The organism is Nocardia salmonicida, assembly GCF_036142455.1.
In the GTDB taxonomy this organism is placed as follows: Bacteria; Actinomycetota; Actinomycetes; order Mycobacteriales; family Mycobacteriaceae; genus Nocardia; species Nocardia salmonicida.
The window spans coordinates 5,831,659-5,846,738 of sequence record NZ_CP108014.1; the positions used below are offsets into that span (position 1 = coordinate 5,831,659).

At 67.6% G+C, this 15,080-nt stretch carries 14 protein-coding genes; 8 read left to right on the forward strand and 6 right to left on the reverse strand.

Annotated elements, in window-relative coordinates:
- Nucleotides 1–97: 97 nt before the first annotated feature.
- Entirely contained in the window at nucleotides 98–787 is a 690-nt protein-coding gene (locus OHS03_RS27325) for an SDR family oxidoreductase (RefSeq protein ID WP_328658020.1), read from the reverse strand.
- 85 nt (nucleotides 788–872) lie between these two features.
- Here OHS03_RS27325 and OHS03_RS27330 point away from each other — a divergent pair, with 85 nt between their 5' ends.
- Nucleotides 873–1,415 (forward strand): DUF6069 family protein, encoded by a 543-nt coding sequence (locus OHS03_RS27330; protein WP_328658022.1) that lies wholly within the window; start codon nucleotides 873–875, stop codon nucleotides 1,413–1,415.
- A gap of 54 nt (nucleotides 1,416–1,469) precedes the next feature.
- Complete coding sequence (ggh, locus tag OHS03_RS27335) at nucleotides 1,470–2,810, forward strand: glucosylglycerate hydrolase (protein WP_056823820.1); 1,341 nt, start codon at nucleotides 1,470–1,472, stop codon at nucleotides 2,808–2,810.
- On the opposite strand, the gene OHS03_RS27340 is transcribed toward ggh, so the two are convergent.
- Nucleotides 2,807–3,493 (reverse strand): pentapeptide repeat-containing protein, encoded by a 687-nt coding sequence (locus OHS03_RS27340; RefSeq protein WP_328658024.1) that lies wholly within the window; start codon nucleotides 3,491–3,493, stop codon nucleotides 2,807–2,809. The two genes, ggh and OHS03_RS27340, sit on opposite strands and share 4 nt — an antisense overlap.
- Nucleotides 3,494–3,626: 133 nt before the next feature.
- Here OHS03_RS27340 and OHS03_RS27345 point away from each other — a divergent pair, with 133 nt between their 5' ends.
- Entirely contained in the window at nucleotides 3,627–4,361 is a 735-nt protein-coding gene (locus OHS03_RS27345) for a glycoside hydrolase family 25 protein (RefSeq protein WP_328658025.1), read from the forward strand.
- Nucleotides 4,362–4,421: 60 nt separating this feature from the next.
- Here OHS03_RS27345 and OHS03_RS27350 read toward each other — a convergent pair whose 3' ends face one another.
- A complete protein-coding gene (locus OHS03_RS27350; protein WP_328658027.1) occupies nucleotides 4,422–6,479 on the reverse strand; it encodes a PhoX family protein in 2,058 nt (685 codons plus the stop codon).
- Between the two features lie 228 nt (nucleotides 6,480–6,707).
- On the opposite strand from OHS03_RS27350, the gene OHS03_RS27355 reads away from it, so the two are divergent.
- A complete protein-coding gene (locus OHS03_RS27355; RefSeq protein ID WP_328658029.1) occupies nucleotides 6,708–7,181 on the forward strand; it encodes a hypothetical protein in 474 nt (157 codons plus the stop codon).
- Between the two features lie 61 nt (nucleotides 7,182–7,242).
- Here OHS03_RS27355 and OHS03_RS27360 read toward each other — a convergent pair whose 3' ends face one another.
- Nucleotides 7,243–8,043, reverse strand: coding sequence for a hypothetical protein (locus OHS03_RS27360; RefSeq protein ID WP_328658030.1), 801 nt, complete (start codon nucleotides 8,041–8,043; stop codon nucleotides 7,243–7,245).
- A 38-nt stretch (nucleotides 8,044–8,081) separates the two neighbouring features.
- Nucleotides 8,082–8,597: a lipoprotein LpqH gene (locus tag OHS03_RS27365; RefSeq protein WP_328658032.1), complete on the reverse strand. Its 516-nt coding sequence runs from the start codon at nucleotides 8,595–8,597 to the stop codon at nucleotides 8,082–8,084.
- 157 nt (nucleotides 8,598–8,754) lie between these two features.
- Between OHS03_RS27365 and OHS03_RS27370 the strand changes: the two genes are divergently transcribed.
- From OHS03_RS27370 to OHS03_RS27385, 4 genes are read left to right on the forward strand one after another with little or no spacing between them, the layout of a single operon-like run.
- Nucleotides 8,755–10,071 carry a hypothetical protein gene (locus OHS03_RS27370; protein ID WP_328664423.1) on the forward strand — a complete coding sequence of 439 codons (1,317 nt, stop codon included), beginning with the start codon at nucleotides 8,755–8,757 and terminating at the stop codon, nucleotides 10,069–10,071.
- The gene (locus OHS03_RS27375; RefSeq protein ID WP_328658034.1) at nucleotides 10,071–11,102 is read left to right on the forward strand and encodes a hypothetical protein; all 1,032 of its coding nucleotides are present in this window, start codon (nucleotides 10,071–10,073) and stop codon (nucleotides 11,100–11,102) included. Before OHS03_RS27370 ends, OHS03_RS27375 begins: the two co-directional genes overlap by 1 nt.
- On the forward strand, nucleotides 11,102–12,616 hold the full coding sequence (locus tag OHS03_RS27380; RefSeq protein ID WP_328658036.1) for a tetratricopeptide repeat protein: 1,515 nt from the start codon (nucleotides 11,102–11,104) through the stop codon (nucleotides 12,614–12,616). Before OHS03_RS27375 ends, OHS03_RS27380 begins: the two co-directional genes overlap by 1 nt.
- 35 nt (nucleotides 12,617–12,651) lie before the next feature.
- Nucleotides 12,652–13,869 carry a CHAT domain-containing protein gene (locus OHS03_RS27385; protein WP_328658038.1) on the forward strand — a complete coding sequence of 406 codons (1,218 nt, stop codon included), beginning with the start codon at nucleotides 12,652–12,654 and terminating at the stop codon, nucleotides 13,867–13,869.
- A gap of 11 nt (nucleotides 13,870–13,880) precedes the next feature.
- Here OHS03_RS27385 and OHS03_RS27390 read toward each other — a convergent pair whose 3' ends face one another.
- Entirely contained in the window at nucleotides 13,881–14,948 is a 1,068-nt protein-coding gene (locus tag OHS03_RS27390; RefSeq protein WP_328658040.1) for an alpha/beta hydrolase, read from the reverse strand.
- Between the last annotated feature and the right edge of the window lie 132 nt (nucleotides 14,949–15,080).

Consider the following 15,080-nt stretch of genomic DNA (forward strand, 5'->3'; position numbering starts at 1 on the left):
CATCGAGCGCCTGAACCAGCGGATACCTCTGCGCGAATTCCGGTACCGACCCCCTGGACGCAGCCATCGGCGACCATACCGAATCACGCGATTTCGGTCAGCGGGGGCGCAGCACGATCTCGGTGGGATGTCCGTCACGCGGTGTGTCGAGAGCGGTCCGCACGGCACCGGCCACCGTCTCGGCGGTGAGGAATTCCTCCGCCCGGTACTCGCGACCCTCGTCGGCGACGATCGCACGCTGCATATCGGTGTCGATGCGGCCGGGGAACAGCGAGGTCACGCGCAGCGCGGGCTCCTCTTGGCGCAGCGCGTCGGCGAAAGCGCGCAGCCCGAACTTGCTCGCCGCATAGGAACCCCAGCCGGGATGCGCGCGCAGCCCGGCTCCCGAATTGATCAACACCACATGCCCGTTCGCGGCGCGCAGCGCGGGCAGCAGCACCCGCGTCAACTCGACGACGGCGATCAGATTGACCTCGAGAGTCTCGCGCCACTGCTCGGACGAGGACTCGGCGACCGTTCCGAGGTCGGCGATACCCGCGTTGTGCACGAGGACATCGAGCCGCGAGATCTGCTCGGCGGCCGCCGCCACCGCGGGGTAGTCGGTGAGCGCGACCGGCCAGCCCGTCGCATCGGGCAGTTCGGTGAGAATCGGCTTCAGCGCGTCGGCTGAGCGGGCACCGAGCAGCAGGTCGTGGGTGGGCGAGAGCTCGCGAGCGATCGCGGCACCGAGTCCACGGCTCGCGCCGGTGATGAGAGCGGTCTGGGCGGGAGTACTGGTCACCGTCATACATCCCACGCTAGCGGGCACAGAGATCTCGACACCCTGGCCGTTTCCCCCAGCGGAGGACAGCAACGACTAGTACCGTCGGACTATGACCGATCCCCGGTACAACTACGGACCAGCGGACCCGCAGTACCCCCAGCACCAGGGCCAGCCTCAGTACGGCCAGGGCCAGCCCCCCTATCCTCAGGGCGAGCCGGAGCCCAAGGTCAATGTGGGCAAGCTGTGGGCGGGCGGTATCGGCACGGCGGTCGTCGCCGCCCTGCTGGTGGTCGTCGCGATCATGCTGATCCGGGGCGTGCTCGGCATCGCGATCCTCTCGCCGGAAGGCGCGGGTGCGTACGGCACCGTCTCCACCACCTCCTACGCGATCGCCGCCGCGGCCGCCGCGCTGCTGGCCACGGCCCTGCTGATGGTGTTGTTGCTCGCCATGCCGAGCCCGCTCACGTTCTTCACCTGGATCTGTCTGCTCCTCACCGCCGTCGCGGTGATCCTGCCGTTCACGCTGGTCGCCGATCTGGACGCCAAGATCGCGACCGCGGCGGTCAACCTGGTGGTGGGGCTGTGCATCACCACCATGCTCAGCTCGGTCGGATCGGCCGCCCAGAACACGCCGCGTCAAGCCGGGTACTGATCGTCACAGTGCTGTCGAGATGCCATAGGGCCTGCTCCGCCGCAGAATAGACAGATGACCGACCCAGGTTTCACCTCGACGCAGCTCGCGGCCCGCGCCGCCTACCTCCTGCGCGGCAACGACCTGGGCACGATGACCAGCGCCGCGCCCCGCCTCTACCCACACATGTGGAGCTGGGACGCGGCGTTCGTCGCGGTGGGGCTGGCTCCGTTGAGCGTGGAGCGGGCCGTGGTCGAACTCGACACGCTGCTGTCGGCACAGTGGAAGAACGGGATGATCCCGCACATCGTCTTCGCCAACGGTGTGGACGGGTACTTCCCCGGGCCCGCGCGGTGGGAATGTCGCAAGCTGGCGACGAACGCGCCCGACGGCCCCGACACCTCCGGCATCACGCAGCCGCCGGTGCACGCCATCGCCGTGCAGCGCATCCTCGACCATTCCCGCAGGCACGGCCGCTCCACCCGGGCCGTGGCCGAGGAATTCCTGAACCGCCGCTGGCCGGATCTGGTGCGCTGGCACCGCTGGCTCGCGCACGCCCGCGACCCCAAGGAAACCGGGCGGATCACGCTGTACCACGGCTGGGAATCCGGCATGGACAACTCCCCGCGCTGGGACCGCGCCTACGCCAATGTTGTTCCGGGGAAGGACCTTCCGCCGTATCGACGCGCGGACACCTCGATCGTCTCCGACCCGACCCAGCGCCCCAGCGACCGCGAATACGACCGCTACCTGTGGCTGGTCGAGCAGATGCGGCGCGCGAACTACGACGATTTCCAGCTCACCTCGGTGATGAGTTTCGCCGTGGAGGACGTGTTCGTCTCCGCGATCTTCGCGCTGGCCTGCGAGGTGCTGGCCGATATCGGCGAGGAGTACAAGCAACCGCACGCCGACGTCCGCGAACTGCACGGCTGGGCCGAACGTTTCCGCAAGGGCGTGGTCGCCACCACCGACGAACGAACCGGCGCCGCACGGGATTACGATTCCCGCTTGCAGCGCTGGATCAGCACCGAGACCCTCGCCATGTTCGCGCCGCTGATCTCGGGCGGCCTGTCCCGCCACGCCGAGCGGGCCCTGCTCAATACCTTCGAGGGCCCTCGCTTCTGCGGGCACCCCGACCTGCGCTACGCCCTGCCACCGTCGACCTCCCCCGTCTCCAAGGACTTCCGTCCCCGCGAATACTGGCGTGGCCCCGTCTGGCCCGTCATGAGCTGGCTGTTCTCCTGGGCCTTCGCCCGCCGAGGCTGGGCCGAGCGCTCCTACATGCTCCGAGCCGAAGGTCTGCGCCAGGCCAGCGACGGCAGCTTCGCCGAGTACTACGAGCCGTTCACCGGCGCTCCGCTGGGCAGTATGCAGCAATCCTGGACTGCCGCTTCGGTTCTCGACTGGTTGGGCTAGTTCTCAGCGACAGCGGTGTGCCATTCGACAACGATGCCGAGTTCGCGCGCCAGAGTTGATGCCAGCCCTTCCGGGTCGCCGCCGTTGATGGTGGCGCCGCGCAGCGCGGTAATGCCGTAGATGCCGGTGAGGTCGCAGTCTTCGAAGCGAAGGTTCTGCTGGATGCGCGCGCCGGCGAAGCGGGCGCCGACGAGGTTGCAGCGCTCGAAGCGGACGTTGCGGAACTCGACGCTCTGGAAGTCGGCTTGACGAAGGTCGCAGTCGCGAAAAACTACTGTGCGCATGCGAGATTGGGCGAACGAGGACAGGTCGGCGCGCGTGGAGTCGATCAGTACGTCGCGCAGAACGCCTGCGGTCCAGGACAATCCGGTGAGGCGACCGTGCTCGATCAGGGATTCGATCAGCGAGGAGTCGTCGGCCTGCACGTTGGCCAGATCGCAGACCCGCAGGGTGGATTCGGCGATGGTGCTGTGGCGCAGGGTGCTCGGAAATCGCACACTGTCGAACAGGCAGGCCTCGACGCTCATCCCGGAAACGTGACTCTCGGCGAAATCCGCGTCGCGATATTCGACGTCGGTGACGGTCAGTTCGTCGGTCGGATCGTCGCCCGGCGAGATCGCCGGTCGCAGCGCCCCCGGCTTCGCCACCGCCGGTTCGAACCGCACCTCACGCTTGCGCGCCATGCCCACCACTCCCTGTCAGCCGAATGTCCGCACCAAGATACGGGCACGGGCAGACAGGCTTTGTCGTAACTATTCACAGACACCCACCAACACCACTGGTCACACGAGCAACAAGCCACTACGGTCGACGGCCATGGACACCAAGCGCTGGAGTTCGACGGTTCGTGGTTGTGTTGCGCTCGTCGCCCTGGCCTGCGTGCTTCCCGCCACCGCGCAGGCGGAGCCCAGCGGGCCGGATGTGTCGTCCTGGCAGCATGTGGACGGCCGGATGATCGACTGGCACGCGGTGCGCGCGGCCGGACACCAGTTCGCGATGGTGAAGGCCACCGAGGGTCTGCACTACATCAACCCGTACTTCGTGCAGGACAGCATTCTGATGCGAACCGCCGGTGTAGCGCGCGGCACCTACCATTTCGCCCGTCCCGAACTGCCGCCCGAACCGCAGGCCGCGATGTACGCGGCGACGGTCCTCGGCCAGAACGGCCCCCTCGACCTCCCGCCGGTCCTCGATCTGGAAACCTCCGGCGGCCTGGCCCCCGCCGCCCTCATCGACTGGACCCACCGCTACCTCGACACTGTGCAGACCCTCACCGGCCGCACCCCGATCATCTACACGTATCCGAACTTCTGGAAGACCGCGATGGCCGACACCAGCGCCTTCACCAGGTATCCCCTCTGGATCGCCGACTACAGCGGCGACGACCAGCCCGAAGTCCCCGGCAACTGGCCCACCTGGACCTTCTGGCAGACCACCGACCGTGGCGTCGTCCCCGGCATCCATGGCGGCACCGACGTCAACCGTTTCAACGCCGCCCATGGCGATTTCGCCCGCTTCGCCAACATGTCCGGTTTGTTCGGCAGCAGCTGACATGACAAAACCGCTACTCGCCCAGCCGAGTAGCGGTTTCGTCAGCGGATCGGGGGTCGGCTAGACGCCGATTCGTCCGCCGTTCTTCTTCCAGACGACCGCTACGGCGGGACGGGGCTGAGAGGTGCCGCCGTCGGGCCAGTGGGACTGCGGGTTGTCGGGGGTGGCGTCATCGGCTTCGCCGGGGTGCTGGACCGAGACGATGACGTGGGATTCGGTGACGATCGGGCCGCAGGTCTCCGCGCCCTTCGGGACGGTGAGGAACTGCTTGGTCTCGCCACGGTTGGGGCCGTCGAGGATCACCGAGAACAGGCCGTCGTTGGTCTTGAGGGCGTTGCCGTCGGTGGAGATCCACAGGTTGCCGTACGGGTCGAAGGCCAGGTTGTCCGGGCAGGAGATCGGGCTGACCTTGGTCTTGTCGAAACCGGCGAAATAGGTGTCGGCGGCGGCGGGGTCACCGCAGACCAGCAGCAGCGACCAGGTGAAGTCGGTGCCGGTGTGGTTGTCGGTGAGCTCGAGGACCTGGCCGTTCTTGTTCAGCTTGCGCGGGTTGGCCTCGTCGACGCCCGGCTTGTCGTCCTTGGCGCGGTTGTCGTTGTTGGTCAGCGCCACGTAGACCTTGCCGGTGAACGGGTTGGCCTCGAAGTCCTCGGGGCGGTCCATCTTGGTGGCGCCCACCTTGTCGCCGGCCAGACGGGTGAACACCGCCACCTCGGCGGCGGTCATGCCGTCGACCAGGGACTTGCCCTTGCCGTCGTCGCCGGTCTCCAGGATCGGAATCCACTGACCCTTGCCGGTGAAGCCGCCGGTGGGGACCGTGCCGGAGCCATCGATCTCGGCGGCGTGGTCGCCGGTGAGCTTGGCGACGTAGAGGGTGCCCGCGTCGAGGATGGTCAGGTTGTGTCGCATCGCGGAAGCGCCGGTGCCGGACTGGATCTTGCGCGAGGACACGAACTTGTACATGTAGTCGAACTTCTCGTCGTCGCCGGTGTAGGAGACGACGTCACCGGAATCGGTGACGTAGATCGACGCGCCCTCGTGCTTGAGGCGACCCATCGCGGAGTGCTTGATCGGCGTGGACGAGGCATCCCACGGGTTGACCTCGACGACGTAACCGAAACGGTTGGCCTCGTTGGGTTCCTTGCTCAGATCGAAGCGCTTGTCGGTGCGCTCCCACTGGTTCGGGGTGCCGCCCTTGGCGAAGCCGTAGCGCTTGACCCGACCCTGCGGGTCGGAGGCCAGGTCACCGTTGGCGAAGTAGCCGTTGAAGTTCTCCTCACCGGAAAGAACTGTGCCCCAAGGGGTCACACCGCCCGCACAGTTGGCGAAGGTGCCGAGCACCCTGGTGCCGGAGGGGTCCGCGCTGGTAACGGTGAACGCGCTGCCCGCGGCGGGCCCGGTGAGAAGGAACTCGGTGTCGGCGGTGATGCGGCGGTTGTACTTACCGAAGGCCGGAGTCAGCTTGCCGGAGCCCGCTTCGCCCTTGACCTCGACCACGGCCATGCCGTGCGCGGCCTTGGTGATCGCGATCTGCTCGTCGGTCGGCTTGGCCTTGTCGTAGCCGCGGAACATCATCGGGCCGGTGGTGTACTCGTGGTTGACCACGAGCAGGTAGCTGTTGGCCTGGCCCTCGATCGGCAGCAGCGCGGCGAAGTCGTTGTTGTACCCGAACTGCTTCAGCTGCGCGGCGACGGTCTGGGAGTCGAAGTCGAACGCGGGAGCGTCGGCGAAGATCGGGTCACCCCAGCGGATCACGACCTGCTGGTCGTAGCCTTCCGGAATGGTCAGCGCGTCTTCCTTGTTCGGCACCACGGCCGTGAAAGCCGTTCCGGTGCCAGGTGTTCCGGCCGGAGTCGGGGCCGGGGTCTTCGCGGCCTCTGAGTCGTCACCGCAGGCGGCCAGCGCGCTCGCCGCACCGACGGCCAGCACCGCGGCCGCGCCGCCCTTGATCAGGCCACGGCGGTTGAGGCCGCTGACGATGTCACCGAAGTAGGCACCCTCTGAGGTGTTCGGGGGCTCGTGGAAGCAGGCGTTGCCGCACTTGTATTCACAGGTCAGGGCGGCGCGTGCCGACTGGCCGTCATGCTTGACGAACAGGGCGAGCGGTTTCGGACTCACGGTGACTCCTGAGTAGAACGGACTCCGGGCACCGTAAGCAACCCAAGCGAGCCATCGGGAACGCGAAGATGAACGGACGACCAAAACTCGGCGCGTCGTCGCGACCGCTGTCGTCCAGGTGAGGCCCACCGGGTCGACGGCGTCGCGGTCTGTGACAGTTGGCCGGTGTGCTCGCCGTGCTCATGCGAGGATGCCGAGACCATAGTCCGATCTACCGTGGGGATCTCGATGTCTTTCGTTCGCAATCTGAAGAAAGTATTCCTGTATCGGGCCGGCTACCAACCCTCGATCCGACTCGCGCATCGAGACCCCGCGAGATCCGCGCACAATGTCGATGTCTATGCGCTGACTGCCATCACCGTGCCGAGGCCACCCTCGGGAACGATCCGAGCACACGTGCCGTGTTCGCTGTGTCGGCAAGCGGTGCCGATGGACATCACCGACGCCCCGGGCACGCAGCGCAGCGTGCTGGTGTGGCGAATCCTGGCGACGATCATCGGTGTGCTCTTCGTGGCCTTCTCCGCGTACATGGTGTTCGGCACCTTCACCGCTCCCAAAACTGAACGGCCACCGGAGATCCTGTGGTTGATCGGCTACGCGCCGCTGCTCGTCGCACTGCTGTTCGTGACCTCGAGATTCGACACCGCCGATGGCGTGGTGCTCCTCGAACGGGAGATCCACGCACTGCGCAATTCCGACTGACGCGCGCCGTGACCGATCACCGGGATCGGTCACGGCGCGCGCCGCGGGTATGGAGTTGTCATCAGGCGTTGATCGGAAGGGAGATCACCACCTCTTGCTCGTTGCCGGGCAGGTAGTGCACCTGCACGATCCGGCCGACCTGTACGTGCCCGACCGCGGTGGGCGGCAAGTACTTCTCGGCGCGGGTCTCGAAGGTGGTGCCGTCGGGGCGGGTGACCACCAGGCCGAGGGCGATCTCGGTGTAGCCGCCGCGGATCCGGCCGGGCACGTCGAGGCTGCGAACCACCGCCTGGGCGGCGATGCCGCGATCGGCGATGTCGAGCTTGCCGCGAGTGGTGATGCCCTTGCGGATGAGGGATTCGTTCATCGCGCGCTGAGCGGCGCCGTTGTCGCCGGATCGGTCGACCTCGACCTTGTCGGTGCGACCGGGCAGGTACCGGACCGGCAGGACCACGCCCGGCTGCAGCAGGGCCAGTTCGGTGAGCGGCACGATCATCTTGGCGTGCGAGTCGAAGACCTTTCCGTCGGACCCCTCGACCCGGAAAGCGATCTTGACCTGTGGTTGGTCGTTCACCGAGACACCGGTCTGGCGGAACGAGGTGATGGTGCCGATGCCGACCGCGGCGTCGCGGAACTCGCTGCTGTTGCGACCGGTGAAGGCTTCGAGAATGCCGTCGCCGGTGAAGGCGAAGACGATCGGGACGATGGTGAGCGCGATGATCGGCAGGGCCATCTGGGGACCGACCCAGCCGAGCATCGCACCGGTGTATTCGTCGGGGGTGTAGGTGAGGCCGTAGAAGAGGTAGTAGCCGATGGCCAGGATTCCGAAGGCGACCGCGGCCGCACGCAGCTTGGATTTCATGATTTCTCCTTGAATGGATGCGACCGGGTCGCGAGGGATCAGGCGCCGACGATGGTGGAGCAGGCGAAGGTGATGTCGAACTTCGCCGTCGACGGGCCTGCCAGCGGGTTGGTCATGTCGGCGCTGATGCCCTCGCCGGTGATGCGGTAGGTGTTGCCGTCCTTGGCCAGGGTCGCGGAACCGCCGGGCTGGCCGTTGCCGTAGCCCACGGCGTAGGGCAGGCCGTTGGGGCCGCCCTGGCTACCGCCGATGGCGACCGCCTGGACCTTCTCGCCTTCGACCGACGCGCTGACCGAGAGGCTGCCGTAGGTGGCGTTGGCCGTGTCGGTGAGCGCCAGCGCGAGGGTGCCACCCTGCTTGGCGCAGGTCGTGTCGAACTTCGCGGTGAATTCCTTGCCGTCGACAGTGGCGGTGGATTTGCCCGCGGCCGGAGCCGGGGCAGCCGATCCGGCGGTGCTCGGGGAGGTGGTGCCCGCATCGTCGCTACAACCGGTGACGAACAGCGCGGTGGCGGCGGCGGAAGCGGCGAGGGCGGCGATCAGCTTGGTGTTCATGGTGTTTCCGTTTCTCTCGGTGTGACCGGGCTGGTAACCCGTTGAGAGAAAGGTAGAAATCTTTCCCCGCCTACCGATCCCAACTTTCGCGCTCGGTAACCGCCGCACCGGCCGCCGAAAATACCTATAACCTGGTCGTATGCGGAGACCGCGCGCCATGGTGCTCGATGAGGTGTGGCGGGAGATCAGTGATGTCGACGCGTTGAGTGGGGCCGACGGCGGACCGCTGCGCCGGACGGTGAAGTTGATTCTGGATCCGCTGGTGCTTCGGCCGATGCAGCATCCGGTGTTGGCGTCGAGCGTGCTCGACGAGGACGGGATCGCGCTGCTCACGGCCTTGGTGCACGCGCAGTCCGATGCGCTTCGGGCCTGCGCGGCGTGGTTCGTCGTACTGAAGCAGGTGCGGCGTCGGCTGCGGATCACCGAGGGCAACGCCCAGGACCTCTACTTCCAGCGCTGTTTCGAGCTGGCGACCGTAGCCGGTGCGCCGGAGGGCGTCAGCGGGCACGCGCGGGCCGAGGCGACGCTGCGGGAAGTCCACGACAGCACCGGCGGGCGCACCACCGCATCCCTCAAACGCCATGTCACCGAGCCTCGTCGAGCCGCCGAGCTGGCGGAACTGCTGGGTATCGCCTGGGCGCGACGCCCGCTCGCCCCCTACGCGGCCCGTGACCTGGCAGCGGAACTGACCGAGCTGCTCGAAGCCTGCACGCTCGCCCACTCCGGCGATCCGGCCGACGCCGGTCCCCTGTTCGACGACCTCCTCGACAACCGCGCGGGCACCCACCGCGGGATCGCCCTGTGGCTCGAGCATCCCGAGGCCGGAGCCGATGACCTGGGGCTCACCACGTTTTCCAGCCCACAACGACCCGAGCTCGGCGCGTCCGCGTCGACCGCGAGTCTCGGTCTGCCCTTCGACCGGACCGTCTACGAACGAGTCTTCACGGTGTTGCAGGGCAGCATCGATCGGACAGATCTGCCCGAGATTCCGGAACTGGTGACACGGGAGATCTCGCGGAGCTGTTCCCCGTGGGGACTGCTCGAGGAATCCCTGCGGGTCGCCGCGGCGGCGGGTTCCGAACTGGCGCTCGGTCTTTCACCGATCGGGACGGCCGCCGAAGAATTCCACCAACGAGTGCCGTCGTCGCGTGCGCACGAGGTGGTCAACGGTCGCTGGCGCCGCGAAGGGTATGTGCTGCAGGCCCGTCGGTACGCGGTGCATGTGGTCGACGGACAGACGGGGCCGCTCGCGGCGGTGGCCGCCGAGTTGCGTACGCCGTGGCGGCCGTATTCGCGCAGGTTGTGGGTGCGGTTGCACGGTCGGGATGTGCGCGAGATGCCGGTGTTCGATCCCGGCGAGCTGTGGGATCTGCTCGACGGTGTCGCCCGGTCGGTGATCCTGGACCACCGCACCCGGGTCAAACAGGCGCTGACCGCCGACAGCATGGCCGACAGGGAAGCGAGGGCCAGCTGATGACCGTCGTCCATCTTCGCCATGCGGAGCCCGGCCTGCTCGTGATCGCTGCGGACGGGGCTCCCCTGGTCACCGATGCCGCGCCGGGGCTCGATGTGCTGGTCCTCGAAGTGCTCGGGGGACATCTGAGTTGGCGCCTGTTCGACAGCGACGTGGTACCCGCCGCTGTGCTCGACGACGTCGAGGCGGCACAGGAATGGGTGTGGGCGGTATACGGCGAGGAAGTCGCCTTGGCCGTCTCGGACAACCGTCCCCGTGCGGTGACAGCCGTGCCCGCTCGGCGGGAGTCGGCGGCGGCCCTGCGGCGACTCGCCTACGCGCACTGGGCAAGTCGGTGGTGGCCCGCGTCGACTGTCGACGGGATACCAGCCTTGGATCAACGGCTGCTGCTCGAGGAGATCGAGTTGCTCACCGCGACATGCGAGATGGTGATCGACGAAGACGCCGACGAGCTGTTCCGTGAGCAAGAGCTCGGCGCGGCGCAGACCTCCGACGACGGCGCACCCTCGATCAGCGGCCGCGCGCAGGATTACGCCCTGGCGGCCGGTGGCGCCGATTCGGCCGAAGGGCTGATAGTCGCGCGCGGCAGCGGCGGTTGGGATTGGCGACTGTGCCCGCCCGGCATTCTGGACGCGGGTGAGCAGGCTGTGTCGTGGCAGGTGTCCCGGGCGGCCGGGGTATCGACGGTGCAGGTCAGCGTGGTTGCCGCGCCGGACTGTAGACAACTCGTTCCCGAATATCTTCGGCCGTACGCACGGGTGCGAGCGCAGCTGCCCTCGACCGACGTGGAGATGCCATTGCAGCTGCGGGGCGATGCCTGGACGGGCTCGGCCACGCTCCCCGGCACACCTGAAAAGTCGCCGGAGATCACCGTTTTCGTGCCCGGTGTCGGTCCGGTCGATCAGCCGGAAGACGAGTCGGCCGTTCGGAATGGGATTCGCCGATTCGTCCGAGCACGGCTCACCGAACACATCTCCGACCAACGCCTGACCGCCGAAACAGCGGCCGCCGAGACAGACGAGGACTTCTGATGGCAGCCACGGGTAGAACCTCGGATCGCGACGACGCACAGCTCACCGCGGGGTATGCGGCCTATCAACGTGGCGATGTGGTCGCGGCACTGGAGATGTTCGAGAAAGCGGCCGAGGGTGCGCCGCCGCGGTTGCGGAGTGCGGCCCTGATCAATGCCGCGAGTATGGCCGATGAGCTCGGCGATCACCGGCGGTCGGTGGTGCTGTTCCGGACGGCACTCGCCGAAATGCCCGAGGACGCCGCGCATCAGCGACCGGCCGCGTTGGTGAACCTGTCGCAGGCTTTCCAGCATCTGGGCGAGTTCGATGCCGCACAGGATGTGCTCGAGGAAGCGCGGACGCTGCTCGCCGACAGCACCGATCAGGGACTGTTGCGGGTGGCGTGCCTGCTGTCGCTGACAGCGGTGGCGTTACACCGGCAGCAGTGGGCGCGCGCGGGTGAGTTGGCCACCGAATCTCTCGGGGTGACAGAACGTTTCGCGCCCGAGATGGCCGGGCACCCGTTGATGAACCTGGCCGCCTGCTCGTTCGAGACCGGGCGATGGGAACTGGCCATCGACTTCGCCCGGCAGGGAGTGGCCGCTTTCGCCGCGGCGGGTGAGGACGCCTCGGTCGCCGAGTCGCAGCAGAATCTGGCCACCATGCTGATACGTGCGGGGCAATTCGACGAGGCCGAGGAGCCGTTGCGGGCCAGTCAGAAGTTCTTCGAGGCGGGCGGGTTGGGCCATTGGTCCGGGATCGGGGCCAAGACGATGGGCTTTCTCGCCGAACGTCGAGATGACTTCGCTACGGCACGTGCGCATTACGAGCGCGCACTGGATGGGTTCGACGCCGCCGGTGCGGTGGTGGACGCGGCGGATGTTCGACTGCGACTCGCCACCCTCGCCTGCGCGGAAGGCGATCTCGCGCTCGCCGAGGAGCTCCTCGACGCGTCGTTCTCGGTCTACGCCGCCCACGGACTCGGGATGCACTGCGCTCAACTCGACTACTGGCACGCCGAACTCCTCCACGCCTCGATCGAGCAAGCGCCACAACCTGATCCGGAACTCTTGGGCCGCGCGGTCTCGCTGGCGGTCCCCGCCGCCCTCGCCATCGACGCCGTCCGCCACACCCTTCCCAACGGCAACCAGCGTGAGCACTGGCACCGCACCGTCGCCGAACCGGCCATGCGCCTGGCCTTCCGCTGCGCCGCTCTCTCCGGCAACGGCCAACTGGTCAGCGACCTGATCGACACCCAGTGCGCGGGAACGACTCTCGACCTGAACTCCTACAACGACTCCGACGCGCCCACCCTCGATTTCGAGCTGCTCGAGCCGGCCGCCGCCGAGCAGATAACCACTCCCGCTCTGCAACTCGGCACCGCGCTCGCCGACGTGGCGGCAGCGGCCGGGATACCCGTCGCACTCCCCCCTCGACTCACCGACGGTGATCGAATAGTGCTGGCGGACTTCATCACCTACGCCGAACATCGCTACGGCCGTTCGGTCCGCGACCAGCGGGTACTCGCGCTGTGAACGCGCTACCGCCATCCCCGACCGCGCTCATCAGGATGGCTGACGCGGGCGATGTCTACGTGTCGTGGCGATGGGTCGACGACGCACTCGCGCGCGGGGTCGCCACCCTGCCCGGCGACCAGGTACGCGAGGCGCTGCGGCTGCTGACCCAGGCGGTGCCCGATCCCACCCGGCCCGAGGATCTGCGGCGGGTGATGACCGAGGGCGCGCTGGTCGATCCCGCCGCGGAAAGTGCGCTGGCGCAAGCATTGTCGCGCACCCTGTTGCCCTATGGACTGGCTGTGCAGCTCTACGAACTCTCGCAGCGCGGAGTTCGGCCGCATCTGCGGATTCAGCCCTCGCCACGGCTGGCGCAGGTTCCGTGGGAGCTCATCGCTCCCGATCCCGCGCTCAGGTTGCTCGACATCGCCGATGTGAGCCTGCTCGCGCCGGTGTCGGTGGTTCACGCGCCGCAACGAATCGTGCACCGCTGGAATGACACTCGCGATCTGCCCGTCGTCGCGGTGCTCGATCCTCGGGTGCCCGGATTCCGTGCCGACTCAGAGCTCGGATCGGTGCTCGGTCGACCGAGCCCGGAAACCCTGGTGGCCCGGCATTTCGGCCGGTACGGCAATCGCGTCGTGCCCCGTGCCGACGATCCCGTAGAGCTGTTCCGCCGCGCCGACACCGACCGTGACTGGCTCTCCGAAGTTCTCCGGGCCGGTGCGAGCCGACTCGTCTACGTCGGCCATGTCACCGCCCCCGCACCGGAATCCGGGCAGAGCGAACACGCCGAACTGCACCTCAGCTGCACCGCCGATACGCGCGGCTTCGCGGCGACGAACCGCACCCACCGCCCCCTCTCGGCGAAGGACCTCCTACTCGGCACCCATTCGCTCGACTCGCACCCGATCCCCGGCCGCGACCTCTGGCCGATGCCGAGCCGGGTAGCCCTGATCGCCTGCGAAAGCGGCGGCGACCTGCGCTTCACCGAGGCCCTCGGCCTCACCACCGCGGCCCTGGCAGCAGGCGCGGAACTGGTGACGGCCACCCGCTGGCCCCTGCCCACCGACCACGCCTTCCACACCCTCACCCCCACCACGACCTACCCCTTGCAATCCGCCATCTGCGCCGTGGACACCGCCCACGATTCACCCACACCCATCCCCACCCTGCTGACCTGGCAAAGGTCGCGACTGGCCGCCTGGCGTGACGCGCCCACGCCCGAGAACTCACCGCTGCTCTGGGCCGCCTTCGCCACCGTCACCGGCTGACTCGCGTACGACTATTCGGGCAGTCCCAAGCCCGCGGCGAGAACCGGCCACGACCGATAGAAGGCATCGCGCCAGTAGCCCCAGGAGTGCGTGCCGCTCGATCGACGATCGAAGGTCGCGGGAATTCCCAACTCGTCCAGCCGGGACTCGAGATTGCGGGTGCACCAGTTGACCGCCGCCTCGATGATGCCGCCGACGACGACCTGATTGGCCAGGCCGACCGGCGTCGGATTCATCATGTACGGGTCGTCGACGCGGTCATGCGGGCCGGGTAGTCCGGAGGCATCCGAGACGAACAGCCTTGTGCCGCGCAATTTCTCGGCATGGACGACGGGATCGTTGGCGGCCCAGGCCGGGTCGTCGTCGGCACCGTACATATTGGTGACATCGCCGCCACCGTAGGTCTCCACGACCAGCTTGGTGAACTGCTTGCCGATCGGGTCGGCGATCTGCGCGCAGCCGCTGTAGCCGGCCACGGACTGATAGAAGCCCGGCCTGGCCTCCGCCAATTGCAGAACGGCCGTGGCGGTCATCGAGTTGGCGGCGATGGCGTTGACGCCGTTGGTGCCCAGCGCCGCGTCGACCAGGGGCGGGAGTTCGTCGAGGAGGAAGGTGCGCCATTTGTTGCGACCCAGCGCGGGGTCGTCGCGCTGCCAGTCGGTGTAGTACGCCCAGGCGCCGCCGATCGGCATCACCACATTGACGTCCTTGGTCGCGAGGAAGTCGCCGATATCGGTGTTCTGCCACCAGGTCGCGCGGTCCTCGCCGCCGCCTGCGCCGTTGAGGAGGTAGAGCGCCGGGCGCGGCACGGAGGCGTCCTCAGGCCGCTGCACCTTCACGGTGATGGCTTTGTTCATCGCGGCGGAGAAGACCAGCATGGTCAGATTTCGGTCATCGACCCTGCTCGAGATGATGTTCGAGCCGTTCGCGGTGGTCGGCGTCGCGAGGAGTTTCTTGGATTCTACGATCGGATCGCGGCCGTCGGCCAGGCCGTTGCCCGCGCCGAAGGTGGCGGCACACGCGGCCAGCACACTGCCGACGACACCGAAAGCCATTGTGCGCCTGATTGTTTTGCCCATCGGCCGAGAATTCCCCATCCATGAAGCGGCAGGCATGACGCAGGCCGCAGGCACAGACAGTATCCGGGGAACCGATCGATCGTCGAGCCAGGGTTACCGGCTGCCGACCCCACCCGAGGTGGGGTCGGGGCC